Genomic DNA, 25,855 nt, shown 5'->3' on the forward strand with positions numbered 1-25,855 from the left:
AATTGAATAAGATAGCGCGATATGGAAACGTTCTGTTACATGAAAGGCGCCCTTAGACACCGTGAATCGCAAAGAGTTTCCCATTAATTTTTGATATATTTAAAACTTAGGACTTACTTGAAGCACATTTGAGGTGGTTATGAAAAAAATTGCATGTCTTTCAGCACTGACCGCTGTTCTGGCTTTTTCCGCAGGTACTGCAGTAGCTGCTACTTCTACCGTTACCGGTGGTTACGCTCAGAGCGACGCGCAGGGCGTAGCGAATAAAATGAGCGGTTTCAACCTGAAGTATCGTTACGAGCAGGACGACAACCCGCTGGGCGTAATCGGTTCCTTCACCTACACCGAAAAAGATCGTACTAACGGTGCAGGCGATTACAACAAAGGTCAGTACTACGGCATCACTGCCGGCCCGGCTTACCGTCTGAACGATTGGGCAAGCATCTACGGTGTAGTCGGTGTGGGTTACGGTAAATTCCAGACGACCGATTACCCAACCTACAAACATGACACCAGCGATTATGGCTTCTCCTATGGCGCTGGTCTGCAATTCAACCCGATGGAAAATGTTGCTCTGGACTTCTCTTACGAGCAGAGCCGTATTCGTAGCGTTGACGTTGGCACCTGGATTGCTGGCGTAGGTTACCGCTTCTAATCACGTCGGTGAAAATGAAAAATCCGCCTTTCGGGGCGGATTTTTTTTGTCTATGGAAAACCCCCAGCTAGGCTGGGGGTTCCGGAAAGCTTTCAGCTTTAAGCCAGTTATTAAAACCCCTTTTGATTTGTTAAAACATCTTGCGGTCTGGCAACTGCAAAAGTTCAACAAGAAATCAAAAGGGGGTCCCAATGGGGGACGAAAAGAGCTTAGCGCACACCCGATGGAACTGTAAATATCACATAGTTTTCGCGCCCAAATACCGAAGACAAGCGTTCTATGGAGAGAAGCGTAGGGCAGTAGGCAGCATATTAAGAAAATTGTGTGAATGGAAAAACGTACGAATCCTGGAAGCGGAATGTTGTGCAGATCATATTCACATGCTTCTGGAGATCCCGCCGAAGATGAGTGTGTCGAGCTTCATGGGATATCTGAAGGGTAAAAGTAGTCTGATGCTTTACGAGCAGTTTGGGGATCTAAAATTCAAATACAGGAACAGGGAGTTCTGGTGCAGAGGGTACTATGTCGATACGGTGGGTAAGAACACGGCGAAGATACGGGAATACATAAAGCACCAGCTTGAAGAGGATAAAATGGGTGAGCAATTATCGATCCCTTATCCGGGCAGCCCGTTTACGGGCCGTAAGTAACGAAGTTTGATGCAAATGTCAGATCGTATGCGCCTGTTAGGGCGCGGCTGGTAAGAGAGCCTTACAGGCGCATCTGAAAAACCTCCGGCTATGCCGGAGGATATTTATTGCCTGAAACGTGCATTATTTTAGTGAAAAAATATCGCTGCCCAGATGGTTATAGTCCACTTTCTGTAATTTGAAATTGGTGATATAAACGGGCCCGGCTTTCTGTTCCGAAATAAATCGATAGCGATTTTTGATCTCTTTAGCGCTAATTCCTGTCCATTGCGAGAAAAAACTCAGGAAATCGTTCGCGGAACGGCGAGCTTTAATGATCCGATGCTCTTTACTGTCGCTGGATAGCACCATAAACGGCACCTGGAAGTTTTGCTGGAATTTGTCGTCATGCGCCAGGTACTGTACCGCTTTGCCGCGCTCTTTAAACGCCAGCCCGTGATCGGAGAAATAGACGAGCGAAAAACTGTCGCCGCTATGACGAAGCTGAGTATAGAGCTGACGGAGCAAATCGTCGGTTTGCGTCATGGTGTATAAATAACAAGACGTCTCTTTCGACTGGACAAACGTCGCGTATTTTCCCTGAGTACGGTCGCAGGCCTGGGGATGCGATCCCATTAAATGCAACACAATCAACTGCGGTTGCGTGCGTTCTGTCGCCAATACCTGCGCCGTCATGGTTAACAGCGCGTCGTCGCGAGTATTTTTATCCGCTTCAAAATCGCCGTTTTTCAGGAAATGCGCTTCATCGGCGCGTTTGGCGATACTGGCGATGGCCGTGTCGTATTCGCCAATTTGCCCCTGATTGGAAAACCACCATGTCTGAAAACCGGCGCGGTTAGCCAGCGTGACGAAGTTATCCTGATACTGCGGTTTGTTATCCACCACGCGATTGAGCGTTAAACCAAGCGATTTTTGCGTTGAGCCGCTGGCGGCGATGTAATCCATAAAGAAGTCGCCATTCACATGGCTGGCGAAGGGGGTATTATCCCAGTGGCCGCCGAAAGCGCCCATGGCATCCCGTCGCGCGCTTTCACCAATCACCACGACATAGATGTGATATCTGGGTTTCACCGCAGTAACCGTCCAGCTATCTTTTATGCCGGATAGCTGCGCCATACGGTGCTGCTCTTCAATGACTTCGTTGTTATTGACGATAACGTCTTTGGCGAAGCGAAAAACCGGATAGCCGGTATCAATAACCTTAAAAACGCCGCCCCACGCCAGATTTTGTACCGGCGCGACGAAAAATGCCGCGACGCTAATCAGCAGGCACAGGCTGTCGAGGCTATTCCAGCGCGGCTTGACCTCTTCTTTTCGGCGGCGAAGCGCAATAATACCCAGCGCAAAAATAAAAAGTCCGGTCAGGTAGCTATACCACGGGAAGATGGTCAGGATTTCGCTCGACTCTTCCATATTGGTGGAGTGCAGCGCCAGCAGCGTATTAAAGTTCGGCGCGCCGTAAGCCTGGCCAAAGGGAAAATAGCAAGCAGCTACCAGCGAACAGATGCCGAGCAGCGCTTTTTGTCCGCGGGGCAGGTAGCGCCAGAGCAACAGCAACAGGCAGGTAAACGCCGCGGTATAAAGCAGGCTAAAGGGATAGCCGAGCGCGAGGTTAATCAGCAGCGACTGTAAAAAGTAGAGGCCCGCCCACGGGCTTACCGCCCGACGACGGGCGAGAAGTGAATCGATAAGGGTTGAATTCATATGCCACTATTGCAAAAACGCCATGTGCTAACCCTGGCGCGAAGGGTCATTACCTGCCTGATTATGCGTAAAAAAGGTATTGGGTTTGCAACGGCGAGTCGCAAAATATTCAGGGCTGCCAGAAGATAGAGCGTGCGGGTAAGAAGGTCAACCGCCGGAAAGAAAATGTTTTGCGAAGAGAATAGCAAAACCACAAAAAAAACAGGGGAAATGGGCGCCATTTCCGTTGAGGATGCAAAATAAAGCGGCGTACCGCACCGCCGCGTTATTTCGTGGAAGGGTTATCCTGCTCCGGTTTGCCGTTGATCATATCGCACAACATAGAGAGCAGCATTAACCGGACTTTAAAGGGAGAGTGACTGAACACGCGTATACACCTCTTAAATTCGTTCATATAAACCTCCTGATGTTTCTATCCCATCGATCCGTGAGGGATGTCTGCATTACATACAGATATAGCACAGGCTATGTTTTATAGCTATTGCTAAAACGTTAATTTTTTGTGCCCAGACAACTCTGGTTTACAATGAGCGCTCTGTCAGCTGACGCGTTAACGCGTCACAGAAACGAGGAAGCAAAATGGGTCGTCGCGCAGGTACGCCAACAACAAAAAAAGTGACGCAATTGGTGAACGTAGAAGAACACGTTGAAGGATTTCGTCAGGTCAGAGAGGCGCATCGGCGTGAGTTGATAGACGACTACGTTGAGCTGATTTCCGATTTAATTATTGAGGTAGGGGAAGCGCGTCAGGTGGATATGGCGGCGCGGCTCGGCGTCTCCCAGCCGACTGTGGCCAAAATGCTTAAGCGCCTGGCATCGTTAGGATTTATTCAAATGATCCCCTGGCGCGGCGTTTTTCTGACGCCGGAAGGGGAGAAGCTGGCGCAGGAAAGCCGCGAGCGGCATCAAATTGTCGAAAATTTTTTACTGGTATTAGGCGTAAGCCCGGAAATCGCGCGTCGTGATGCGGAAGGGATGGAACACCATGTCAGCCAGGAGACATTAGATGCCTTTTTGGCCTTCACGCAACAGCATGGAACATCTGCAGAATGAATCTGGCCTTTTTACGGGCGCTGCGGCGTGACCGTTTTTTTCAGTTGTTGATCATTGTGGGGATGGCGTTAAGCCTGTTTGTTCCTTTTGCGCCCCGCGCCTGGCCTGGCGCGATTGACTGGCACACCATTATTACCCTCAGTGGGTTAATGTTGCTCACTAAAGGCGTTGAGCTGAGCGGCTATTTTGATGTGCTGGGACGCAAGATGACGCGCCGATTTCATACCGAGCGGCAACTGGCGATGTTCCTGGTGCTGGCTGCGGCGGTGCTGTCGACCTTTCTGACAAACGATGTCGCGCTGTTTATCGTTGTGCCGCTGACGATAACGTTGAAAAAACTGTGCGCGATTCCGGTCAACCGATTGATTATTTTTGAAGCGTTGGCGGTGAACGCTGGTTCGCTGCTGACGCCTGTCGGTAATCCGCAAAATATTCTGTTGTGGGGACGCTCCGGCTTAACCTTTGCTGAATTTAGCGGGCAAATGGCGCCGCTTGCCGTCATGATGATGCTGACGTTACTGCTCCTGTGCTGGTTTTGTTTTCCGGGTAGGGCGTTACAGTACCATACCGGTACGCGTTCGCCGCAGTGGCAGCCCCGTCTGGTGTGGAGTTGCCTGGGATTATATGTCGTTTTTCTTACCGCGCTGGAGCTCAGGCAAGAGTTATGGGGACTGGTGTTGGTGGCTGCTGGGTTTATTGTGCTGGCGCGCAGGGTGATAGTCAGCGTGGACTGGACGCTGCTGTTGGTATTTATGGCGATGTTTATTGATGTCCATCTACTAACGCAATTGCCGGCGTTGCAGGGCGTTTTCAACCAGGTTGGCGCACTGTCTCACTTGGGACTTTGGCTAACCGCTATCGGCTTGTCTCAGGTTATCAGTAATGTGCCCAGTACCATTCTCCTGCTGAACTATGTACCGGCCTCGACGCTGCTGGCGTGGGCGGTGAATATCGGCGGGTTTGGTCTGCTGCCGGGGTCGCTGGCAAATCTTATTGCTTTACGGATGGCGAACGATTGCCGAATCTGGTGGCGGTTTCATTTCTATTCGCTGCCGATGCTGGCATGGGCGGCGCTGGTGGGATATGGATTATTGCAACTGATGCCGTAAGAGAAGCCCGATAGTATCTATCGGGCTTCGCAGGCAGAGTCTGTCAGTTCAGACGAACCGGCATCCCGGAACGATCCTGAACCGCCTGTTGTACGACGGTCTGATCAACGTCAGGCTCGTTGGTGACGGCCAGGATGCTCTTATTAAGCGTGATCGGCACCGCTTCCTTACCTTCAAACTGCGCTTCCGTCGTTGACAGCGGGTTATGCACCTCAATGTAACGGCTACCGTCCGGCTCGGTGGTGGCTTTTACCGGTTCATCGATAAACTGCACGCGGGTACCGACCGGCACATTTTCAAACAGGAATTTGATATCGTCGTTGCGCAGACGTACGCAGCCGTGGCTCACGCGAAGCCCGATGCCGAAGTTGGCGTTGGTGCCGTGAATAGCATACAGGCGACCAATGTACAGCGCGTACAGGCCCATCGGGTTATCCGGGCCCGCAGGCACGACGGCAGGCAGCGGCTCGCCGGCGGCGCGATATTCAGCGTGCATTTTTGCCGTAGGCGTCCAGGTCGGACCCGCTTTTTTACGTTCAACTTTGGTCGTCCAGTTGATAGGCGTGTCTTTACCTAACTGACCGATCCCAATCGGCAGGACGATAACGGTGTTTGTGCCTTTCGGGTAGTAATAGAGGCGCATTTCCGCGCTATTGATGATAATGCCTTCGTGTACGGTATCCGGCAGGATCAGCTGCTGCGGGATATTCAGCACGGTACCGCCCTTCGGCAGGAAGGTATCCACGCCCGGGTTGGCTTCCAGCATGTTGGACAGCCCCATCTGATACTCCGCGGCAAAATACTCCAGCGGCTGGGTATTGCCCTCCGGAACGGTGATGACCTGATTTTGCCCAATTAAACGGCTACCATCGGTAGGCAGCGGGTAAGTGACTGCTGAGGCTGTTTTACAAAAACCAACTACAGCGAAAGCCGCCGCGAAAAGCGTTGTTAATTTCATATTCATGTTATGCGAGATTCTGTGCCAAGCAGGCTAGTAGGTTGAGAATTCTGTCATGTTGGGAGCGCATTATAGGTGCATTCCAGTAAACAGGGAATTCAGATGTGTACGAAATCACGTTTTTTTCCCTTACGGTTCAGTGTAGCCCTTTGTACAGGGCGCGATCTTATTTCAGACTTGTGGCATAATAAGCGGTTTGTCACATCTTTTTTCAGGATAAGCCTGTGTTAGTTTCCAGCAACGTTACCATGCAGTTCGGCAGTAAGCCGCTGTTCGAAAACATTTCCGTCAAATTTGGCGGCGGCAACCGTTACGGCCTGATTGGCGCCAACGGTAGCGGAAAGTCCACTTTTATGAAAATCCTCGGCGGCGACCTGGAGCCGACGCTGGGCAATGTTTCCCTCGATCCGAATGAGCGCATCGGTAAGCTGCGTCAGGACCAGTTCGCTTTTGAAACATTCACCGTACTTGATACTGTCATTATGGGGCATGGCGAACTGTGGGAAGTCAAGCAGGAGCGCGACCGTATCTACGCCTTGCCGGAAATGAGCGAAGAAGACGGCTATAAAGTCGCCGATCTGGAAGTAAAATACGGCGAGATGGACGGTTATTCCGCTGAGGCGCGCGCGGGCGAACTGCTGTTGGGGGTGGGCATCCCGCTGGAGCAGCATTACGGTCTGATGAGTGAAGTCGCGCCAGGCTGGAAATTGCGTGTGCTGCTGGCGCAGGCGTTATTCTCTAATCCGGACATCCTGTTGCTCGACGAACCGACCAACAACCTGGATATTGATACTATCCGTTGGCTGGAGCAGGTGCTGAACGAGCGCGATAGCACGATGATCATCATTTCGCACGACCGTCACTTCCTGAACATGGTTTGTACGCATATGGCGGATCTGGATTACGGCGACTTGCGCGTCTATCCGGGTAACTATGATGAGTATATGACGGCGGCGACTCAGGCACGTGAACGTCTGTTGGCCGATAATGCGAAGAAAAAAGCGCAAATTGCCGAGCTGCAATCTTTTGTTAGCCGTTTTAGCGCCAATGCCTCTAAATCGCGTCAGGCAACGTCGCGCGCGCGGCAGATCGATAAAATCAAGCTGGCAGAGGTGAAAGCCTCCAGCCGTCAGAACCCGTTCATCCGTTTTGAGCAGGATAAAAAACTGTTCCGTAACGCTCTGGAAGTGGAAGCGTTGACGAAAGGTTTTGATAACGGTCCGCTGTTTAAAAATGTCAATTTGCTGCTCGAAGTCGGCGAGAAGCTGGCGGTACTCGGCACCAATGGCGTGGGTAAATCTACGCTGCTGAAGACGCTGGTTGGCGATCTGGACGCCGATCACGGCACCGTTAAATGGTCGGAAAACGCGCGTATTGGTTACTACGCGCAGGACCACGAATATGAATTCGAAAATGACCTGACGGTGTTTGAATGGATGAGTCAGTGGAAGCAGGAAGGCGACGACGAGCAGGCAGTGCGCAGTATTCTGGGCCGCCTGTTATTTAGCCAGGATGATATCAAAAAGCCTGCGAAAGTCCTTTCCGGTGGCGAGAAGGGCCGTATGCTGTTCGGCAAGCTGATGATGCAAAAGCCGAATATCCTGATTATGGACGAACCGACTAACCACCTGGATATGGAGTCGATCGAATCGCTGAATATGGCGCTGGAGCTGTATCAGGGCACGCTGATCTTTGTTTCGCACGACCGTGAGTTCGTCAGCTCGCTGGCAACCCGCGTCATTGAAATTACGCCGGAGCGCGTGGTGGACTTCAGCGGCAACTACGACGATTATTTGCGTAGTAAAGGGATTGAAAGCTAAACACTGACGCCCGGTGGCGCTGCGCTTACCGGGCCTACGTATCCTGGCGCGTAGGTCCGGTAAGACGGGTGCGCCCAGGCAAAGGGCACACCGCAGGTGAGCGGGAAGGGCGGTACGACCGTCAAACGTCCATACCTAATGCCCGCTTGCCGTGAATATTCAGATCGCGCAGCGTGAAGCGCCCTTCCCAGGTGGTTTCATAGTCCTCGCGCGGGAAATCGCCCGGTGATGCGCCTGTCTCCAGCGCCGCTTTCACCTTACGCGCATAGGCCAGATTCTTCTCACACATTGGCGCGGCAGGAATGTACATCACATTGCCCCAGCCCTGCTGATTTTCGACGGGGGCGACGGAGTGGATGACATCGCAATGCCACCACACGGAATCCCCGGCTTCCAGCGGCGGAATGCTGGTTAACGCCGCCATCAGTAAAGGATGCCACTGTTCAGAAACCGGCAGCACCCGGCCCGGCGCGACGCCGCATAATTCATCTTCCGGGACATCATCCAGCAGCGGGCGCAGCAGAATATACGCCATCGCCTCCGGGATAGGGACGACATGAAGCAACCCCTGACCGGGCAGCATATCGGAGAGCGCGGTCCAGCCCTGGAAGGTGCGAAATACCGAGCATTTGGTGGTGTTATCCACCGTATACTCTTCAACTTCGGTACGGTGTGCCGCATTCCACGGATCGTACTGCTCGACGTTGCCGTTAAACACGCTGGCGAATACCCGCTGATAGGCTGGCAGCAGCCAGCGCTCCAGCGCACCGGAGTCGGTATGCGCCCCCAGTCCTTTGGATGTGGTGCTCGGCGGGCGGCGGCGGATGCGATCCGGGTAAATGATGCTGATATCCGGATTAAACCATCGCTTGCCGTCGTGCTCTACCTGCCATAGACGGTTGAGGAACGACTGCGCCAGCGCCATCTCTTCACTTTGGCGGGCCTGCATTTGCGCCTGCGACCAGTAGACAGGATAGATTTCAGGCCGGGAGGCGCTCAGCGTACCGAAAAAATTATCCCCCGGTCCTTTATACACCTCGTCAAAATGGTTCTTGTCCAGATAGTCGAGCATCGACTGGTCCCATGCCAGCGCCTGTTCGCGTGGAAAATGACCTTTAATCACCGCGCACCCGCGGCGCTTAACCTCGGCGCGGGTGGCATCGCTAATGTTGCCCATCGCCAGTTCGCTAAAAGGGATAATTGGCCATACCGGCTGCCCCTGCGCCTTCAGATCGTTAATTTCCGCCACCCGGGCTGCTATGGTGGCGCTCAAACGGTCGAACACCGCCTGTACGTCGCCGATTTGCGCGCGTAGCGCCTGCTTCATCTGACGAATGGCCGCTTTTGGGTCGGCGGGCAGCGTTTCGTGGGTAAAAGGAGTCGTCATATCAACCTCATCATCTTTCGTTCGAAAGTAAAATTAGTTACATCTGATAATTTAAGTTAAAATAAGGTTAATGCAAGTTTAAAATATTGCAGGAGCGCACAAGGAGAGAAGCGAGAGGAAAACGTAAGGTGGCCAGGACGCCTTAATGTCTTATGCGGCTATTCCTTTCGTTCAGCCACTTTTCATTCGAAATAAATTTGTGGTTCTGCTCACATTGTTATTAAAATGTTTCTGGTCGCAGTTACAGCCAGGAGCTTAAGTATGACCGTTAACGTTGTCGTTACAGATATGGACGGCACTTTTCTCGACGATGCCAAGCAGTACGATCGTGTACGCTTCATGGCGCAATACCAGGAACTGAAAAAACGTAATATCGAATTTGTGGTCGCCAGCGGTAATCAGTACTACCAGTTGATCTCCTTCTTCCCCGAGCTGAAAGACGAAATTTCCTTTGTCGCAGAAAATGGCGCGCTGGTGTATGAACATGGCAAGCAGTTGTTTCACGGGGAGCTAACCCGGCATGAATCGCGGATTGTGATTGGCGAACTGCTGAAGGATAAGCAGCTTAACTTCGTCGCCTGCGGTCTGAAAAGCGCTTATGTCAGCAAAAACGCTCCCGAGACTTTCGTGGCGCTGATGGCCAAACATTATCACCGCCTGCAGCCGGTAAACGATTATCACGACATTGACGATATCCTGTTTAAGTTCTCCCTGAATTTGCCCGATGAACAAATTCCGCTGGTTATCGACAAACTGCACGTATCTCTGGATGGCATCATGAAGCCCGTCACCAGCGGCTTCGGTTTTATCGACCTGATTATCCCGGGACTGCATAAAGCGAATGGCATCAGTCGTCTGTTAAAGCGCTGGAACAGGTCGCCACAGAATGTCGTCGCCATTGGCGACAGCGGTAATGATGCGGAAATGTTGAAAATGGCGCATTACTCTTTTGCCATGGGCAATGCCGCAGACAATATCAAAGCGCTTTCACGCTATCACACTGATGATAATAACCATCAAGGCGCGCTCAACGTCATTCAGGCCGTGCTTGACGGCACCGATCCCTTCTGATTAACAGGCCTGCGTCGGCCTGTTAAACGTAGCGCCATCAGGCAGTTCGGACATATTGCCGATGGCGCCTGGGCAAATTACAGCATATGTTCGGTACGGGCGATGATATCGTCCTGCGCGTCCGGCGACAGCGCGGTGAAGAAGGCGGAGTAGCCTGCCACACGCACGACCAGATCGCGGTACTGGTCCGGATGTTTTTTCGCATCCAACAGCGTTTCGCGTGACACGATGTTGTACTGAATATGCCAGCCTTTATGCACCTCAAAGAACGTCCGTAGCAGAACCATCAGTTTCTGTTTGTCGGATTCGTTTTCCAGCGTCGTTGGGTTCAGTTTCTGATTGAGCAGCACGCCGCCGAGAATGGAACCGGTAGGTAATTTGCCTACGGAACCAATCACCGCCGTCGGGCCGAGATGATCCGTACCCGATGCAGGGCTTGCGCCTTCCGCCAGCGGCGTATGCGCTTTGCGACCATCCGGGGTAGCCATAGTCGCGGCGCCAAATGGCACGTTTGCTGAGATAGAGGACGTACCGGCGTAATAGTTGCCGCCCACAGGGCCACGACCATAGCGCGGGTTATGGTATTGCTTCAGCTCATCAATATAGGTCTGATAAGCGCGCGCCAGCAGGGTATCGACACTGTCATCGTCGTTACCGTACTTCGGCGCGCCGTTAATCAGACGCTGGCGCAGCTGCTCATGGGGCAGCCCGTCAAAGTCATCGGCCAGCGCGGCGGCAAGCTGCTGTTGACCGATAACGCCCTGTTCGAAGACCAGTTTTTTCACGGCGGCGAGGCTGTTGCCCAGGTTGGCGATACCGACCTGAAGACCGGATACCCAGTCATATTTAGCGCCGCCTTGCTTGATACTCTTCGCGCGTTCAATACAGTCGTCTACCAGCGCTGAGCACAGAATATCGTGGACGTTCTCTTCCAACATGGTGTCGACCACATACTCAATTTCGATCGATTTGCGCGTGTAGTAGCGAATTTGGGTATCCCAGGCGGCCATCACTTCGTCAAAATTGTTAAAGTTGCCTGCGGAGAGCGCCTTTTCCTGCGGCAGAAATACCTTGCCGCTGGTGGCGTCGCGACCGCCTTCCAGCGCCGCCAGCATGACGCGGGCGAAGTTAATAAAGCTCATGCCGGTGCAGCGATAACCCCATTTCCCGCCGACGGCGGTTTCGATACAGCCGATCGCCGCGTAATCGTAAGCGTCCTGTGGTTCGATCCCCAACTTGATAAATTCCGGGATGACGATTTCATCATTGTTAAACGCCGGCATCCCAAAGCCGCAGCGGATGACCTGGACGCAGGCGTCAAGGAAATCGTTACTCATTCCGGCGTGATAACGCACACTGAGGTTGGGCTGGGTAGAACGCAGACGTCCGCAGGACTCCAGAATGGCGTAAGACAGTGGATTCACTGCGTCCATTGGCTGACCGTTGATGAGATTCTGACCGCCAATGGTGACGTTTTGATACAGCGGGCTGCCCGCGGAGGCTTTAGAGTGCGAACCGGAGCGGATCTTGTTTACTTCCAGCAGTTTCAGCCAGCTGCTGTGCAGCAGTTCAATGGCGTGCTCACGATCCAGCGTCTGGTTTAGTTCGACATCGCGACGATAATAGGGGTAAAGATACTGGTCCATACGACCAAATGACACCGAGTGACCGTTAGACTCAATTTGTAGAATCAGTTGGATGAAGTAGCACAATTGCAGTGCTTGCCAGAAGGTCTGCGGCGGTTGGTGGGCGATCACCTCGCAGTTTTCGGCGATGGTAAGTAGCTCTTTACGACGGCTTTCACGGGACTCTTCGCCCGCCATCTGGCGCGCCAGCGCGGCAAAGCGCGTGATGTGCTGGCTTACCGCGTCCAGCACAATATCAATCGCCTTCAGGAACTGCTCGCCATGCAGATCTTCCCGCACGGTCAGGTTGATGCGTGAGCGGCGCTCGGCGACTTTATCGCGCAGGCCATCAAGCCCTTTTTCCAGCAGCAGCGGGAAGTTCACCGCCAGGTGCGCATCGCCGGAAGTCATATTGCCTTCGGCTTTGATAATGCCAGTCGCCAGAAGCCCTTTTTGTTCATCGGTAAACATGCCGTAGCAGCGATCCTGGACGGTTTGACCGCGCCACCACGGACAGACGTCGTGCAGAATACGTTTGTTTTCTTCACTTACGGAAAAACCTGCGCCGGGCCGGTCTGCCAGGTCGTCGATCTCTTTTTCAATCCACGAGACGGTATATTCCGGGAAAATCGGCGCGGCGCGGACTTCACTTGCCTGGTTGCCGACGATCAGTTCATCGTGTTTTATCCAGATAGTGCGTTCCGCCAGGTGATGGGCCAGCGCCAGCGCGCGGCGTACCGGAATCGGTTTATCCAGATGCTGCTGATACATTTCGGTATAATGCTGCGCGCGCTCGGTACAGACCGGCGGTTTCACGATATGTACCAGCGCGGTTTTGTGCGCCTTAATGCGGTCACTGAGCGTGTCCAGTTTCAGTTGGGTCATGATAATTATCCTCTTAGGGTCGCGGTTAAACCTTTTTGGCAGGCGTACTTCTGGGCAAAATCAAGTAACGCCGGCGCATCCAGTGGTTTATCCGGGGCATGATAGGGTTGACTGAGTAAGTGGTATTTATTGATGCCCAGCGTGTGGTAGGGCAGAAAATGAATTTCCCCGACGTGCAGTTCGTCGGCGGCAAAGTCGGTAATGGCTTTAATGGCCTCCTCATCGGCATTAAATCCCTGAATCAGCGGGACGCGAATCACCATTTTTTTGCCCGCGGCGGCGAGTTTCCTGAGATTTTCCAGCACCCGCGAGGCGCTGCCATCGGTCCACTGCTTAAACGGCCCGTCGGCGACATGTTTCAAATCAGCCAGAAACAGATCGATATAAGGCAGTGAGGGCGCAATGTATTTCCATGGAACATGCAGACAGGTCTCAACCGCTGTATGAATACCGGCGTCATGGCTGGCTTTAAACAGCTCTGCCGCCAGTTCCGGCTGCATAAACGGTTCGCCGCCGGAAAGCGTAAGACCGCCGCCGCTGCGATCGTAAAAAGGTTTATCGCGCAGTACCGTCGCCATGATCTCATCCACGCTTTTTATTTCGCCGCACACGGTTAACGCCTGTGTGGGGCAGCAATGCGCCAGGACTGAAAAATGGGCGTCGGTCAGTTTCTCGCGATGGATGAGCAGGCCGTTTAGCGCGCGCTCAATGACGTCCGGCGCGGCTTGCGCGCACAGGTCGCATCCTTCGAGACACAGCCGCGCGTCGTATAACAGATCCTGAGCGCGGGCGCGGCTTTCCGGGTTCTGGCACCAGCGACAGCCCAACGAACAGCCTTTGAGAAATACTACGGTACGGATACCGGGGCCATCGTGGGTAGAATAGCGCTGAATATTGAAGATCATAAACGGCCTCTCTTATTTCATATAAAGATTAAATTACTTTCGAGTGAAAGTTATCTTGATGTGCGTCAACGAATGGAGAGGTTCTGACAAAGAGGCGTTAAATGAGGTACAACATCACGGTTTGAGGTTGTGGTATGGCGTTTAAGATGATGCCGCGCTGCTTGAGCCGATCGTCAGTCGGAGCTTGGGTAAGCTGGCTTTGCGTCTGATGACAGTAATTATCTGTTGATACAGCACGGCCATAAACCGTGCTTCGGTATGTTTATCCGTAAAGTGGCTACTGTCCGCAGACTTCACAGCCGGGGTTGCGTATCAACTTCATTTCGCGGAACTGACAGGTCATCGCATCGTACATGACGATTTTTCCGCTAGCGGGCTGACCGTAATGCGCCAGCAGCTTAATGGCCTCCATTGCCTGTAGCGAACCGATCACGCCAATCAGTGGCGCCATCACCCCTGCCTCTACGCAGGTCAGAGCGTTTTCGCCAAACAGACGGCTCAGGCAGCGGTAACAGGGTTCGTTTTCCCGATACGTAAAGACGGTAACTTGTCCTTCCATACGAATTGCCGCGCCGGAGATTAGCGGCACTTTCGCGGTATAGCACCCGGCGTTAAGTTGATTACGTACGCTAACGTTATCAGTACAGTCCAGTACCAGCGAATGCCCGGCAATCAGGCTGGTCATAGCGTCGTCGTCCAGCCGCGCGTTAACGGGCGTAATGGTAATATGCGGGTTGATTCGCGCCAGCGCGTCGCGGGCGGACTCAACCTTTGGCTGCCCGACCGTGGCGTCGCTGTGCAAGGTTTGACGCTGGAGATTGGAAACGGAAACGGTATCAAAATCGAGTAGCGTCAGTTGCCCGACGCCAGCGCCGGCCAGATACTGCGTTGCCGCGCAGCCGAGTCCGCCCAGCCCGACCACTAATACCCGCGCATCTTTTAACGCTTCCTGCCCTTCAAAATCGAAGCCGCGCAGAATAATTTGTCGGTTATAGCGCAGCATCTCCTGGTCGCTAAGTTCCGCCATTACAGGCCTCCGAACAGAGCATTAAACGGCTCGACTTCCACCCATTCTCCCGGCTCAACATTGCCGCGTTCACGCTCCAGCACAATAAAGCAGTTGCCCAGACTAAACGAGCTGAAAATATGTGAACCCTGGTGTCCGGTGGTCGTGACCTCCAGTTCGCCGTTGGCGCTACGTTGCAGAATGCCGCGCTGGAAATCGAGACGCCCCGGCGTTTTCTTCAGGCGAGATGCTGTGCGTACACGCTGGCGCGGCGGCACTGCGCTTGCCGTGTTGCCGCCAAGCTTCGCCAGTAAGGGCTGAACCAGTTGATAAAAAGTGAGCGCCGCAGAGACTGGATTCCCCGGCAGGCCACAGAACCAGCTATTACTGAGCTTGCCGAAGGCAAACGGTTTGCCTGGCTTGATAGCCAGCTTCCAGAAGGCGATTTCGCCCAGCTCCTCAAGGATGGTTTTGGTATAGTCCGCTTCACCAACCGAGACGCCGCCGGAGCTTATCACTACATCGGCCTGGCTGTCGGCGTCGATAAATGCGGCGCGAAGCTTATCGGGATCGTCAGGAATAATGCCTAAATTGATCACTTCGCAGCCAAGCTGTTGCAGCATCAAATGTATAGTTAGACGGTTAGTGTCATAAATTTGTCCCGCCTCCAGCGGCTGGCCCGGAAGCTGGAGCTCGTCGCCGGTCGAGAACAGCGCTACGCGCACTTTACGTACAACCTGCGCATCGGCAATTCCCAGCGACGCCAGCACTGGCAGTTCGGCAGTAGTCAGGCGCGTACCGGCCGGAAAGACCACCGCATCCTGGCGAATATCCTCGCCGCGGCGGCGGATGTTTTGTCCGCAACGAACATCGGCGGTAAAACGCACGCCGTCATCGGTTTGTTCCGTCTGCTCTTGCATGACTACCGCCTCGCAACCTGCCGGTACCGGGGCGCCGGTCATAATGCGAATGCAGGTTCCCGCAGGCCACTCTCCCTGGTAGGGCTGACCGGCAAATGCTTTGCCGGCGACGGGCAGCGGCTTATCGGCGGACAAATCCGCCACACGTACCGCATAACCATCCATAGCTGAATTATCAAAGCCGGGGACATCAAGGGGAGATACGATATCGGTCGCCAGGATGCGGCCAAAGCAGTTCACCAGCGGCAACGTTTCTACGGCGGTGAGAGGGGTAATACGTGAAAGCATCTGGGTCAGCGCCGTTTCAAGCGGCATCAATCCGGCGGAAAATTTCATGAACATACTCCTGCGAGGCAAAATCGAATCCGGCTATTATGTCAGAAAACAGTGGCGGGCAGTATGCTACCTCGGTCTTAGAGACGGCCTTGCGCCTTTACATACCTTACGCATCTTTCTATATTCAAAAATCGAATGAATAACTCACAACAATTCTGATAGTTATAGTAAAAGTTGTGTGCCACCGTTAATGGACCCTAAAAATGAATAAAGCAGTGATTGCGATTCACGGCGGCGCAGGCGCGATTGCTCGCGCGCAAATGAGCCATGAGCAGGAGCTACGCTATATCCAGGCGCTGTCAGAGATTGTCGAAAGCGGGCAAAAGATGCTGGAAGCGGGTGACAGCGCGCTTGATGTAGTGACGGAAGCGGTGCGCCTGCTGGAAGCGTGTCCGCTCTTCAATGCGGGTATCGGCGCGGTCTATACCCGAGACGGAACTCATGAACTGGATGCCTGCGTGATGGACGGCAATACCCTGAAGGCCGGAGCCGTCGCGGGCGTGAGTCATGTTCGCCATCCTGTGCTCGCCGCCAGACTGGTGATGGAGCGCAGCCCGCATGTACTCATGGTGGGGGAAGGGGCGGAAAACTTTGCCTTTTCACAGGGGATGGCGCGCGTTTCGCCGGATATCTTTTCCACCCCGGCGCGTTACGAGCAATTGCTGGCGGCGCGTGCGGCGGGCGAAATGGCGCTCGATCACAGCGGCGCGCCGCTGGACGAAACGAAAAAAATGGGTACAGTCGGCGCGGTAGCGCGGGATAAATTCGGCAATCTGGCGGCGGCAACGTCTACCGGCGGGATGACCAATAAATTGCCCGGGCGCGTCGGCGACAGCCCGCTGGTCGGCGCTGGGTGTTATGCCAACAACGCCAGCGTCGCCGTTTCCTGTACCGGAACAGGAGAGGTCTTTATTCGTACGCTCGCGGCTTACGATATCGCCGCATTGATGGAATATGGCGGACTCAGCCTTGCCGACGCCTGCGAGCGCGTGGTGATGGCAAAATTACCGGCGCTGGGCGGCAGCGGTGGATTGATCGCCGTTGATCACGAAGGTAATGTCGCGTTGCCGTTTAACAGCGAAGGGATGTATCGCGCCTGGGGATATGCCGGGGATACGCCGACCACAGGAATTTACCGGGAATAAGGAGCCGCAGGTGCCGCACAGCGATGAACTGGATAGCCGCGATGTTCTGTCCGTCAGTGGCATGAATATCGCGTTTCACCACGAAGGGCAACAGGTAGACGCCGTGCGTAATGTGTCATTACGCCTGAAGCGTGGAGAGACTCTGGCGATTGTCGGCGAGTCGGGATCGGGAAAATCGGTGACGGCGCTGGCGTTAATGCGGCTGATTGAGCAGTCGGGCGCGAACGTGCGCTGCGGCGAAATGCTGTTGCGTCGGCGTAATCGCCAGGTGATTGAGTTGTCTGAGCAGAGTGACGCGCAGATGCGGCGTGTGCGCGGCGCGGATATCGCCATGATTTTCCAGGAGCCAATGACCTCGCTCAACCCGGTATTTACCGTTGGCGAGCAAATTGCCGAATCTATTCGTTTGCATCAGGGGGCCAGCCACGAAGAGGCGCTGGCGGAAGCGAAACGTATGCTCGATCAGGTACGGATCCCGGAGTCGCAGGCGATTTTATCGCGTTATCCGCATCAGCTTTCCGGCGGGATGCGCCAGCGAGTCATGATCGCGATGGCGCTATCCTGCCGTCCGGCGGTATTGATTGCCGATGAACCCACCACGGCGCTGGATGTCACTATCCAGGCGCAAATTCTGCAACTTATCAAAGTGTTGCAGCAAGAGATGTTGATGGGCGTGATTTTTATCACCCACGACATGGGCGTCGTGGCGGATATTGCCGATCGCGTGCTGGTGATGTATCAGGGCGAGGCCGTGGAAACCGGCAGCGTAGAGCAGATTTTCCATGCGCCGACGCATCCTTATACCCAAACGTTACTGGCCGCCGTCCCTCAGCTTGGCGCGATGCGCGGCCACTCGCTGCCACGCCGTTTCCCGTTGATTTCCGCTGACGAACCAGCCCTTTATGAATCGCAGATTGAGCAAGACACGGTGGTGGAAGGCGAGCCTATTCTCCAGGTTCGGGGGCTGGTGACGCGATTCCCGCTGCGTAGCGGTCTCTTTAACCGCGTTACGCGTGAAGTTCATGCCGTTGAGAATATCAGTTTCGATCTCTGGCCCGGCGAAACGCTATCGCTGGTGGGCGAGTCCGGTAGCGGAAAATCGACGACCGGACGCGCGCTGCTGCGGTTGGTTGAATCCCGGCAGGGGGAGATTATCTTTAACGGCCAGCGCATTGACACGTTGTCTGCGGGTAAACTCCAGCCGTTGCGCCGCGATATTCAATGTATTTTCCAAGACCCTTACGCCTCGCTCGACCCGCGCCAGACCGTGGGGTATTCCATTATGGAACCTTTACGGATTCATGGCCTGGGGCAGGGGGACGCTGCGGCAAAGCGCGTGGCCTGGTTGCTTGAGCGTGTCGGATTACGTCCTGAACATGCCTGGCGTTATCCGCACGAGTTTTCCGGCGGTCAACGTCAGCGCATCTGCATAGCTCGCGCGCTGGCATTGAATCCTAAAGTGATTATTGCCGATGAGGCGGTCTCCGCGCTGGATGTTTCCGTTCGCGGACAGATCATTAATTTACTGCTCGATTTACAACGGGAAATGGGGATCGCCTACCTGTTTATTTCGCATGATATGGCGGTCGTGGAGCGAATTAGCCATCGCGTGGCGGTGATGTATCTTGGTCAAATTGTTGAGATGGGGCCGCGGCGCGCCGTTTTTGAAAATCCGCAGCATCCTTATACGCGTAAATTGATGGCGGCGGTGCCGGTTGCCGATCCCTCCAGACACCGGCCGCGACGCGTTCTGCTATCAGATGATATACCCAGCAATATTCATAAACGTGGCGAAGAGACGCCCGCCGTTTCATTACAGTTGGTCGGGCCGGGACATTATGTTGCGCGGCCGCTGCAGGATAATGCGCTCTCGCGCTTATAACATTCAGACAGGCAGGGTTTCAGGAGAATAACATGACGCAATTTATTACGCATAAATGGCTGGCGGCGCTGGGACTGGCCTCATCCATTGCGGCTTTTCCGGCCCTGGCGGCCAAAGATGTGGTGGTGGCGGTAGGGTCTAATTTCACCACGCTCGATCCGTATGACGCCAACGATACACTCTCGCAGGCGGTGGCGAAGTCATTTTATCAGGGGCTGTTTGGCCTGGATAAAGACATGAAGGTAAAAAACGTCCTGGCGAAAGGCTATACCGTTTCTGATGACGGTCTGACCTACACCATTACCCTACGACGGGGGGTGAAATTTCAGGACGGCGCGGATTTTAATGCGGCGGCGGTAAAAGCGAATCTCGATCGCGCCAGCAATCCGGATAACCACCTCAAGCGTTATAACCTGTATAAAAATATCGCAAAAACGGAAGTCGTCGATCCGGCAACGGTAAAAATTACCCTGAAACAGCCGTTCTCCGCTTTCATTAATATTCTGGCGCACCCGGCGACGGCGATGATCTCGCCGCAAGCGTTGGAAAAATATGGCAAGGATATTGGTTTTCATCCGGTCGGCACTGGTCCATATCAGCTTGAAACCTGGAATCAGACCGACTTTGTCAAAGTGAAAAAGTTCGCCGGTTACTGGCAGCAGGGCTTACCCAAGCTGGATTCTATTACCTGGCGTCCGGTTACTGACAACAATACCCGCGCGGCGATGCTGCAAACCGGCGAAGCGCAATTTGCTTTTCCTATCCCTTATGAGCAGGCCGCGTTACTGGCGAAAAATAAAAACCTCGAACTGGTCGCCAGCCCGTCCATTATGCAGCGTTATATCAGTATGAATGTGACGCAGAAGCCGTTTGATAATCCTAAGGTGCGTGAGGCGTTGAATTACGCTATCAATCGTCAGGCGCTGGTTAAAGTGGCGTTTGCCGGATACGCCACGCCGGCGACGGGCGTGGTGCCGCCGTCGATAGCCTATGCGCAAAGCTATCAGCCGTGGCCCTATGATCCGGCTAAAGCGCGCGAACTGTTGAAAGAGGCGGGGTATCCAGACGGTTTTAGTACCACGCTGTGGTCATCGCATAACCATAGCACCGCGCAAAAAGTGTTGCAGTTTACCCAACAGCAACTGGCGCAGATTGGCATTAAAGCCCGGATAACCGCGATGGACGCTGGCCAGCGCGCTGCGGAAGTTGAGGGCAAAGGGCAAAAGGAGAGCGGCGTGCGAATGTTCTATACCGGCTGGTCGGCGTCGACGGGCGAAGCTGACTGGGCGTTATCGCCGCTCTTCGCATCACAAAACTGGCCGCCGACGCAGTTTAATACCGCTTTTTACAGCAACAAGCAGGTCGACAGTGATTTGGCGGCGGCTTTAAAGACCAACGATCCGCAGGAGAAAACACGATTGTACAAAGAGGCGCAGGATATTATCTGGAAAGAGTCGCCCTGGATACCGTTGGTGGTGGAGAAATTGGTTTCTGCGCACAGTAAAAATTTGACCGGTTTCTGGATTATGCCGGATACCGGTTTCAGCTTTGACGATGCGGATTTGAAGTAAGTAATGCGATGGGGCTGGATGGCGCGCGCGTTGTCCGCCATCCGGTAAAAGGTTCGTGTGATGCTTAACTATGTTCTCAAGCGCCTGCTGGGATTAATTCCTACGCTGTTGATTGTGGCAGTGCTGGTGTTTTTATTTGTTCATTTGTTGCCCGGCGACCCGGCGCGGCTGATAGCCGGACCGGAAGCCGACGCGCAGGTGATCGCGCTGGTTCGTCAGCAGCTGGGACTTGATCAGCCGCTTCATGTCCAGTTTTGGCGTTACATCACCCATGTTTTACAAGGCGATTTCGGGACGTCAATGGTTTCCCGCCGCCCGGTTTCTGAGGAGATCGCCAGCCGCTTTTTGCCGACGCTGTGGCTGACGATAACCAGTATGATATGGGCGGTGCTGTTTGGCATGGCGATCGGCATCGCCGCCGCCGTGTGGCGTAATCGCTGGCCTGACCGGTTAGGAATGACGCTTGCCGTGACCGGCATTTCTTTTCCGGCTTTTGCGCTGGGAATGTTGTTAATGCAGATTTTTTCCGTGGATCTGGGCTGGCTACCGACCGTGGGGGCGGATAGCTGGCAACATTATATTTTACCCTCCCTGACGCTTGGCGCGGCGGTGGCATCCGTCATGGCGCGTTTTACGCGCTCCTCGTTTGTCGATGTCCTGAGCGAGGATTACATGAGGACCGCGCGGGCGAAAGGCGTCAGTGAAACGTGGGTGGTGTTAAAACATGGCCTGCGCAATGCAATGATCCCGGTCGTCACCATGATGGGACTGCAATTTGGCTTTTTGCTTGGCGGCTCGATCGTCGTTGAAAAAGTGTTTAACTGGCCGGGGCTTGGGCGATTACTGGTCGACTCCGTCGACATGCGCGACTACCCCGTGATTCAGGCAGAAGTGCTGCTGTTTTCTCTGGAATTTATTCTTATCAACTTAGTGGTGGATGTTCTCTATGCCGCCATTAATCCGGCTATCAGGTATAAGTAAGGATGCGATTATTTAACTGGCGCCGTCAGGCGATTTTACATGCTATGCCGGTGGTAAAACCCGACCAGATACGCACGCCGTGGCGGGAGTTCTGGCGTCGTTTTCGCCGCCAGCATGTCGCGTTGGTCGCCGGGGGATTCGTACTGGCGTTAATTCTGGTGGCGATTTTTGCCCGTTGGCTGACGCCCTACGATGCGGAAAACTATTTTGACTACGATAGCCTGAACAATGGCCCCTCTTTGCAGCACTGGTTTGGCGTTGACTCGCTGGGAAGAGACATCTTTAGCCGGGTTCTCGTTGGGGCGCAGATCTCACTGGCGGCGGGCGTGTTCGCGGTATTTATCGGCGCGATAATCGGTACGGTGTTGGGATTACTGGCGGGATATTATGAAGGCTGGTGGGATCGTTTTATTATGCGCATTTGCGATGTGTTGTTCGCCTTCCCCGGCATTTTGCTGGCGATTGCCGTTGTGGCGGTGTTAGGCAGCGGTATTGCTAATGTGATCGTTGCGGTGGCGATTTTTTCTATTCCGGCGTTTGCTCGTCTGGTGCGCGGAAATACCCTGGTCTTAAAACAGCAGACGTTTATTGAGTCTGCCCGCAGTATCGGCGCCAGCGACACGACGATTTTGTTTAGCCATATCTTGCCGGGAACGGTCTCGTCAATTGTGGTTTTCTTTACGATGCGTATCGGTACGTCAATTATTTCCGCGGCAAGCCTGTCATTTCTCGGATTAGGCGCGCAGCCGCCAACGCCGGAGTGGGGAGCGATGCTCAATGAAGCGCGGGCGGATATGGTCATCGCGCCGCACGTAGCGCTCTTCCCGGCGGTGGCGATTTTCCTGACTGTGCTGGCGTTTAACCTGTTAGGCGACGGGTTGCGCGATGCGCTGGACCCGAAGATTAAGGGGTAAGCCAGCCCGGTGGCGTTGACGCCTGGCGGGCCTGGAACGGGCTCGCCAGGTGGGGTGACACATCCGACACCCGCGCCGGGGGAGGTGGCGTTAAACCCGACTGCCCCACAAATCATATTCGTCGGCGTTTTCCACTTTCACGCGCACGATATCGCCCGGCTTGACGTTGGTTTCGCCGTTCAAATAGACCGCGCCGTCAATTTCCGGCGCATCCGCCATGCTACGCCCGATAGCGCCTTCTTCGTCAACCTCATCGACGATCACCAGAATTTCGCGGCCCACTTTTTCCTGCAAGCGCTCAGCGGAGATTTGCTGTTGCAGTTGCATAAAGCGGTTCCAGCGTTCTTCTTTCACCTCTTCCGGCACCTGATCCGGCAGCTCATTCGCGCCTGCGCCTTCCACCGGGCTGTACTTGAAGCAGCCTACACGATCGAGGCGCGCCTCTTTCAGGAAGTCGAGCAGCATCTGGAAGTCTTCTTCCGTTTCGCCGGGGAAGCCGACAATAAAGGTGGAGCGTAAGGTCAGTTCCGGGCAGATTTCGCGCCACTGCTTAATGCGCGCCAGCTGGCGGTCAACGGAACCGGGACGTTTCATCAGTTTAAGAATCCGCGGGCTGGCATGTTGCAGCGGAATGTCCAGATAAGGCAGGATTTTGCCTTCCGCCATTAGCGGAATCACATCATCAACGTGTGGGTAGGGGTAGACGTAGTGCAGACGTGTCCAGACGCCCAGTTTTGATAACTGCTCGCACAGGCTCACCATACTGGTTTTCACCGGTTCGCCATTATGGAATCCGGTGCGGTGCTTCACATCTACGCCGTAGGCGGAGGTATCTTGCGAAATCACCAGAATCTCTTTGACCCCGGCATCAACCAGACGTTTCGCTTCGCTTAATACGTCGCCAATCGGGCGGCTGACCAGATCCCCGCGCATCGACGGGATGATGCAGAACGTGCAGCGGTGATTACAGCCTTCAGAAATTTTCAGATACGCATAATGGCGCGGCGTCAGTTTTACACCCTGTTCCGGTACGAGGCTTAAAAATGGATTGTGCTTCGGCTTCGGTACGTAATGATGTACGTGCTGCAGAACTTGCTCATAGCTATGCGGCCCGGTGATTTCCAGTACTTTCGGATGCACTTCGCGGATCTGATCTTCTTTTGCGCCCAGGCAGCCGGTGACGATTACCTTACCGTTTTCGTTCAGCGCTTCGCCAATGGCTTCCAGTGACTCTTGTACCGCGCTGTCAATAAAGCCACAGGTATTAACGATAACCATATCCGCATCGTCATAGCGTGGCACAACGTCATAGCCTTCGGTACGCAGCTCAGTCAGGATGCGTTCCGAATCAACGAGGTTTTTCGGACAGCCCAGGGAAACGAAGCCGATCTTTGGCTGGTGGGTTACATTACTCATAGCTTAAAAAGTGTTCATTTATTGGAATGGTCAGGGCAGGGATTCTACAGATATCCGAACAAAAATTGTATCGCAATCTCATCAGGAGCGGCGGCATCAACCGTTGTGGTTATCAGCAAAAGGTGAAAAAGGGCAATTCTAAGAAAATTCTTGATCTCTGACACCCCTTTGTCTAAAAAACGACCATACTATTAAGTTGAACCCTGGTAGAAAAGAGGAGGAAAAAAGGTATGGTCGTTGACAGACTGAGAACCGAGCTTCTCAACAAGCTGATAAACGCGCGTATCGATCTTGCCGCTTATCTGCAATTGCGAAAAGCGAAGGGGTATATGTCAGTCAGCGAAAGTGACTCTCTGCGTGACAATTTTTTTGAACTGAATCGCGAGCTCCACGATCAATCCTTACGGCAGGGACTGCATCTCGATCAGGAAGAGTGGAACGCGCTGCGCCGTGCCGAAGGCGCGCTTGCAGCCGCCGCCGTTTGTTTAATGAGCGGACACCATGATTGTCCGACCTTTATTGCCGTCAACGCAGATAAACTTGAAAACTGTCTGACAACTTTGACGCTGAGTATTCAGAGTCTGAAAGCACATTCACCGCTTACACAGGTCTGAATAAGGGGGAGGCGACTCCTGAGGAATCCCCAGCAAACCAGGACAGGCATAGTGTTATGTGATCTAATTGATTGCGCTAACACTTTCAAGGAAATCATCACTATGCCTGCTCGTTCATTATGCCAAAAATCCTTTAAAAATATACTGGAGCCTTTGCACCTTTACCGCCGTCAATCTCTGATTGAGGCTACCAGTGTAGTGATTAACGGTGCATCTCTTACACTTATTCAGTATTGGGCGTGATTTGTCAGGAGTAGCATCGGTCAGGCACAAGATAAAACGTATCGATCGACTTCGGGGAAAGTCTCACTTGCAGAATGAAGTTTCAGATACTTTTTCAGCGTGTTACTAAAAAATCACGGAGGGAATGACCCGGGTTGTCATGCTCTCCTATATGCCAGCCTGTTTTCCGCCAAAGGTGACTAAATTCGGTTCACCAGACAATCGTTGATGTTCTTAGGGAACGGTATAGTCGAATTCACTCCTGAAACAGGTACGGAATGTCGGCCGTTTACTATTCTGAAACGTTATTTATATCAAATAATTAAATTTTATTTTTATCTTTGTTATTGTAACAATAAATTACATGTTTCTTTCTGTTATCAGCGAACCTGAACCAATTTTAATGGGGGGTTAGATAAAAGCTAATTCAGAAAATTATTTTTTTAAGATATATTGAATTATCAGATGCTCCATTCAAATGAGAGACGAGAATGCAAACGTTAGAACGGTTTTTTCTTTTCGTTACGGGGGACCAACCTGAACGATTTGAAAAAGCAAATAGCAGTTGTGCTGATAGCGTAATCCTTGATTTAGAAAATGCGGTGTCATCTGAGAAAAAAATAATTGCCAGAGAAAATGCTCTGAATTTCATGAGTAATGATGAAAAAGTACTGATTGCTGTACGTGCAAAAATTGTAATAACTTCACGCCTGGCTGGATCATATCCTTCTGTTGACGGTATCACAACTGAATTTATGAAAAACGAGTTGACAATACAAAATGCTATTCACTCCTGTAAAATGGGGTTCAGTGGCAAGGTATGTATTCACCCTCCACAAATTTCACATGTAAACAGAGCATTCAGCTATTTAAAACAAGAAATCGAGTGGGTTCCCCAGATTATGCGACTGGCTCAATATCCCCATGGAGCGTTCAGTCATGAAGGGCAAATGGTGGATAAACCGTTACTGGAAAAAGCAAAAAGGATTTTGGCTCATAGCATTTAGTAAATATATGAAGGAGTCA

General features: G+C 53.2%; 22 protein-coding genes and 1 pseudogene. 14 read left to right on the forward strand and 9 right to left on the reverse strand.

Going from position 1 to position 25,855, the window contains the following annotated elements:
• Nucleotides 1–139: 139 nt before the first annotated feature.
• A complete protein-coding gene (gene ompX / locus ACFK9X_RS08540; RefSeq protein ID WP_151116149.1) occupies nucleotides 140–655 on the forward strand; it encodes an outer membrane protein OmpX in 516 nt (171 codons plus the stop codon).
• Between the two features lie 191 nt (nucleotides 656–846).
• Nucleotides 847–1,305, forward strand: coding sequence for an IS200/IS605-like element IS200F family transposase (gene tnpA / locus ACFK9X_RS08545; RefSeq protein WP_000502121.1), 459 nt, complete (start codon nucleotides 847–849; stop codon nucleotides 1,303–1,305).
• Nucleotides 1,306–1,428: 123 nt separating this feature from the next.
• Here tnpA and ACFK9X_RS08550 read toward each other — a convergent pair whose 3' ends face one another.
• Both ACFK9X_RS08550 and mntS read right to left on the reverse strand, forming a co-directional pair.
• Nucleotides 1,429–3,009 (reverse strand): phosphoethanolamine transferase, encoded by a 1,581-nt coding sequence (locus ACFK9X_RS08550; protein WP_151116151.1) that lies wholly within the window; start codon nucleotides 3,007–3,009, stop codon nucleotides 1,429–1,431.
• Between the two features lie 265 nt (nucleotides 3,010–3,274).
• A complete protein-coding gene (gene mntS, locus ACFK9X_RS08555) occupies nucleotides 3,275–3,403 on the reverse strand; it encodes a manganase accumulation protein MntS (RefSeq protein ID WP_001001755.1) in 129 nt (42 codons plus the stop codon).
• A 185-nt stretch (nucleotides 3,404–3,588) separates the two neighbouring features.
• Here mntS and mntR point away from each other — a divergent pair, with 185 nt between their 5' ends.
• Together mntR and ACFK9X_RS08565 are read left to right on the forward strand one after the other, a co-directional pair.
• Nucleotides 3,589–4,062: a manganese-binding transcriptional regulator MntR gene (mntR, locus tag ACFK9X_RS08560; protein WP_000533542.1), complete on the forward strand. Its 474-nt coding sequence runs from the start codon at nucleotides 3,589–3,591 to the stop codon at nucleotides 4,060–4,062.
• Entirely contained in the window at nucleotides 4,059–5,171 is a 1,113-nt protein-coding gene (locus tag ACFK9X_RS08565; protein ID WP_151116153.1) for an anion transporter, read from the forward strand. The genes mntR and ACFK9X_RS08565 overlap by 4 nt, the downstream gene beginning before the upstream one ends.
• 43 nt (nucleotides 5,172–5,214) lie before the next feature.
• Here ACFK9X_RS08565 and ldtB read toward each other — a convergent pair whose 3' ends face one another.
• On the reverse strand, nucleotides 5,215–6,135 hold the full coding sequence (ldtB, locus tag ACFK9X_RS08570) for a L,D-transpeptidase (RefSeq protein WP_001056404.1): 921 nt from the start codon (nucleotides 6,133–6,135) through the stop codon (nucleotides 5,215–5,217).
• A gap of 218 nt (nucleotides 6,136–6,353) precedes the next feature.
• On the opposite strand from ldtB, the gene ACFK9X_RS08575 reads away from it, so the two are divergent.
• A complete protein-coding gene (locus ACFK9X_RS08575; protein ID WP_151116155.1) occupies nucleotides 6,354–7,949 on the forward strand; it encodes an ABC-F family ATPase in 1,596 nt (531 codons plus the stop codon).
• Nucleotides 7,950–8,070: 121 nt separating this feature from the next.
• Here ACFK9X_RS08575 and ACFK9X_RS08580 read toward each other — a convergent pair whose 3' ends face one another.
• Complete coding sequence (locus tag ACFK9X_RS08580; RefSeq protein WP_151116157.1) at nucleotides 8,071–9,336, reverse strand: DUF1479 domain-containing protein; 1,266 nt, start codon at nucleotides 9,334–9,336, stop codon at nucleotides 8,071–8,073.
• A 261-nt stretch (nucleotides 9,337–9,597) separates the two neighbouring features.
• On the opposite strand from ACFK9X_RS08580, the gene ACFK9X_RS08585 reads away from it, so the two are divergent.
• Nucleotides 9,598–10,407 carry a Cof-type HAD-IIB family hydrolase gene (locus ACFK9X_RS08585; protein WP_000217910.1) on the forward strand — a complete coding sequence of 270 codons (810 nt, stop codon included), beginning with the start codon at nucleotides 9,598–9,600 and terminating at the stop codon, nucleotides 10,405–10,407.
• 77 nt (nucleotides 10,408–10,484) lie between these two features.
• Here the strand turns inward: ACFK9X_RS08585 and ACFK9X_RS08590 are convergent, their stop codons facing one another.
• From ACFK9X_RS08590 to moeA, 4 genes are all read right to left on the reverse strand, one after another.
• Nucleotides 10,485–12,917, reverse strand: coding sequence for a glycyl radical protein (locus ACFK9X_RS08590; protein ID WP_151116159.1), 2,433 nt, complete (start codon nucleotides 12,915–12,917; stop codon nucleotides 10,485–10,487).
• Between the two features lie 5 nt (nucleotides 12,918–12,922).
• A complete protein-coding gene (locus tag ACFK9X_RS08595; RefSeq protein ID WP_000576953.1) occupies nucleotides 12,923–13,822 on the reverse strand; it encodes a glycyl-radical enzyme activating protein in 900 nt (299 codons plus the stop codon).
• 277 nt (nucleotides 13,823–14,099) lie between these two features.
• Nucleotides 14,100–14,849: a molybdopterin-synthase adenylyltransferase MoeB gene (gene moeB / locus ACFK9X_RS08600; protein ID WP_000829278.1), complete on the reverse strand. Its 750-nt coding sequence runs from the start codon at nucleotides 14,847–14,849 to the stop codon at nucleotides 14,100–14,102.
• Nucleotides 14,849–16,084 (reverse strand): molybdopterin molybdotransferase MoeA, encoded by a 1,236-nt coding sequence (gene moeA / locus ACFK9X_RS08605; protein ID WP_161126782.1) that lies wholly within the window; start codon nucleotides 16,082–16,084, stop codon nucleotides 14,849–14,851. The genes moeB and moeA overlap by 1 nt, the downstream gene beginning before the upstream one ends.
• Nucleotides 16,085–16,287: 203 nt before the next feature.
• Here moeA and iaaA point away from each other — a divergent pair, with 203 nt between their 5' ends.
• The 5 genes from iaaA to gsiD are packed head-to-tail and all read left to right on the forward strand — an operon-like array spanning nucleotide 16,288 to nucleotide 22,577.
• Complete coding sequence (gene iaaA / locus ACFK9X_RS08610; RefSeq protein ID WP_151116164.1) at nucleotides 16,288–17,229, forward strand: beta-aspartyl-peptidase; 942 nt, start codon at nucleotides 16,288–16,290, stop codon at nucleotides 17,227–17,229.
• Between the two features lie 10 nt (nucleotides 17,230–17,239).
• Complete coding sequence (gene gsiA / locus ACFK9X_RS08615) at nucleotides 17,240–19,111, forward strand: glutathione ABC transporter ATP-binding protein GsiA (protein WP_151116165.1); 1,872 nt, start codon at nucleotides 17,240–17,242, stop codon at nucleotides 19,109–19,111.
• A gap of 32 nt (nucleotides 19,112–19,143) precedes the next feature.
• Nucleotides 19,144–20,682: a glutathione ABC transporter substrate-binding protein GsiB gene (gene gsiB, locus ACFK9X_RS08620; RefSeq protein WP_023210284.1), complete on the forward strand. Its 1,539-nt coding sequence runs from the start codon at nucleotides 19,144–19,146 to the stop codon at nucleotides 20,680–20,682.
• 60 nt (nucleotides 20,683–20,742) lie between these two features.
• Nucleotides 20,743–21,663, forward strand: a complete 921-nt coding sequence (gene gsiC / locus ACFK9X_RS08625) for a glutathione ABC transporter permease GsiC (protein ID WP_000936067.1) — start codon at nucleotides 20,743–20,745, stop codon at nucleotides 21,661–21,663.
• Nucleotides 21,664–21,665: 2 nt separating this feature from the next.
• Nucleotides 21,666–22,577 carry a glutathione ABC transporter permease GsiD gene (gene gsiD, locus ACFK9X_RS08630; protein WP_001236024.1) on the forward strand — a complete coding sequence of 304 codons (912 nt, stop codon included), beginning with the start codon at nucleotides 21,666–21,668 and terminating at the stop codon, nucleotides 22,575–22,577.
• Nucleotides 22,578–22,667: 90 nt separating this feature from the next.
• Here the strand turns inward: gsiD and rimO are convergent, their stop codons facing one another.
• A complete protein-coding gene (gene rimO / locus ACFK9X_RS08635; protein WP_000073317.1) occupies nucleotides 22,668–23,993 on the reverse strand; it encodes a 30S ribosomal protein S12 methylthiotransferase RimO in 1,326 nt (441 codons plus the stop codon).
• 230 nt (nucleotides 23,994–24,223) lie between these two features.
• Here rimO and bssR point away from each other — a divergent pair, with 230 nt between their 5' ends.
• From bssR to ACFK9X_RS08650, 3 genes and pseudogenes are all read left to right on the forward strand, one after another.
• Nucleotides 24,224–24,607, forward strand: a complete 384-nt coding sequence (gene bssR, locus ACFK9X_RS08640; protein ID WP_151116167.1) for a biofilm formation regulator BssR — start codon at nucleotides 24,224–24,226, stop codon at nucleotides 24,605–24,607.
• 102 nt (nucleotides 24,608–24,709) lie between these two features.
• Nucleotides 24,710–24,995 (forward strand): annotated as a pseudogene (locus ACFK9X_RS08645) (IS4 family transposase); the annotation flags it as partial.
• Nucleotides 24,996–25,320: 325 nt separating this feature from the next.
• The gene (locus ACFK9X_RS08650) at nucleotides 25,321–25,836 is read left to right on the forward strand and encodes a CoA ester lyase (RefSeq protein ID WP_001521476.1); all 516 of its coding nucleotides are present in this window, start codon (nucleotides 25,321–25,323) and stop codon (nucleotides 25,834–25,836) included.
• The last annotated feature ends 19 nt before the right edge of the window (nucleotides 25,837–25,855 follow it).

It is taken from the genome of Salmonella sp. WC3, from assembly GCF_042932255.1.
In the GTDB taxonomy this organism is placed as follows: domain Bacteria; phylum Pseudomonadota; class Gammaproteobacteria; order Enterobacterales; family Enterobacteriaceae; genus Salmonella; species Salmonella enterica.

What these genes read in the sequence shown, in the direction of transcription:
- ldtB (WP_001056404.1), bottom strand. Translation starts at nt 6,135, where the DNA reads ATGAATATGAAATTAACAACGCTTTTCGCGGCGGCTTTCGCTGTAGTT.
- moeA (WP_161126782.1), bottom strand. Translation starts at nt 16,084, where the DNA reads ATGAAATTTTCCGCCGGATTGATGCCGCTTGAAACGGCGCTGACCCAG.
- ompX (WP_151116149.1), top strand. Translation starts at nt 140, where the DNA reads ATGAAAAAAATTGCATGTCTTTCAGCACTGACCGCTGTTCTGGCTTTT.
- mntR (WP_000533542.1), top strand. Translation starts at nt 3,589, where the DNA reads ATGGGTCGTCGCGCAGGTACGCCAACAACAAAAAAAGTGACGCAATTG.
- moeB (WP_000829278.1), bottom strand. Translation starts at nt 14,849, where the DNA reads ATGGCGGAACTTAGCGACCAGGAGATGCTGCGCTATAACCGACAAATT.
- gsiC (WP_000936067.1), top strand. Translation starts at nt 20,743, where the DNA reads ATGCTTAACTATGTTCTCAAGCGCCTGCTGGGATTAATTCCTACGCTG.
- mntS (WP_001001755.1), bottom strand. Translation starts at nt 3,403, where the DNA reads ATGAACGAATTTAAGAGGTGTATACGCGTGTTCAGTCACTCTCCCTTT.
- ACFK9X_RS08565 (WP_151116153.1), top strand. Translation starts at nt 4,059, where the DNA reads ATGAATCTGGCCTTTTTACGGGCGCTGCGGCGTGACCGTTTTTTTCAG.
- ACFK9X_RS08650 (WP_001521476.1), top strand. Translation starts at nt 25,321, where the DNA reads ATGCAAACGTTAGAACGGTTTTTTCTTTTCGTTACGGGGGACCAACCT.
- ACFK9X_RS08590 (WP_151116159.1), bottom strand. Translation starts at nt 12,917, where the DNA reads ATGACCCAACTGAAACTGGACACGCTCAGTGACCGCATTAAGGCGCAC.
- bssR (WP_151116167.1), top strand. Translation starts at nt 24,224, where the DNA reads ATGGTCGTTGACAGACTGAGAACCGAGCTTCTCAACAAGCTGATAAAC.
- ACFK9X_RS08580 (WP_151116157.1), bottom strand. Translation starts at nt 9,336, where the DNA reads ATGACGACTCCTTTTACCCACGAAACGCTGCCCGCCGACCCAAAAGCG.
- tnpA (WP_000502121.1), top strand. Translation starts at nt 847, where the DNA reads ATGGGGGACGAAAAGAGCTTAGCGCACACCCGATGGAACTGTAAATAT.
- ACFK9X_RS08585 (WP_000217910.1), top strand. Translation starts at nt 9,598, where the DNA reads ATGACCGTTAACGTTGTCGTTACAGATATGGACGGCACTTTTCTCGAC.
- ACFK9X_RS08550 (WP_151116151.1), bottom strand. Translation starts at nt 3,009, where the DNA reads ATGAATTCAACCCTTATCGATTCACTTCTCGCCCGTCGTCGGGCGGTA.
- ACFK9X_RS08595 (WP_000576953.1), bottom strand. Translation starts at nt 13,822, where the DNA reads ATGATCTTCAATATTCAGCGCTATTCTACCCACGATGGCCCCGGTATC.
- gsiB (WP_023210284.1), top strand. Translation starts at nt 19,144, where the DNA reads ATGACGCAATTTATTACGCATAAATGGCTGGCGGCGCTGGGACTGGCC.
- gsiD (WP_001236024.1), top strand. Translation starts at nt 21,666, where the DNA reads ATGCGATTATTTAACTGGCGCCGTCAGGCGATTTTACATGCTATGCCG.
- rimO (WP_000073317.1), bottom strand. Translation starts at nt 23,993, where the DNA reads ATGAGTAATGTAACCCACCAGCCAAAGATCGGCTTCGTTTCCCTGGGC.
- iaaA (WP_151116164.1), top strand. Translation starts at nt 16,288, where the DNA reads ATGAATAAAGCAGTGATTGCGATTCACGGCGGCGCAGGCGCGATTGCT.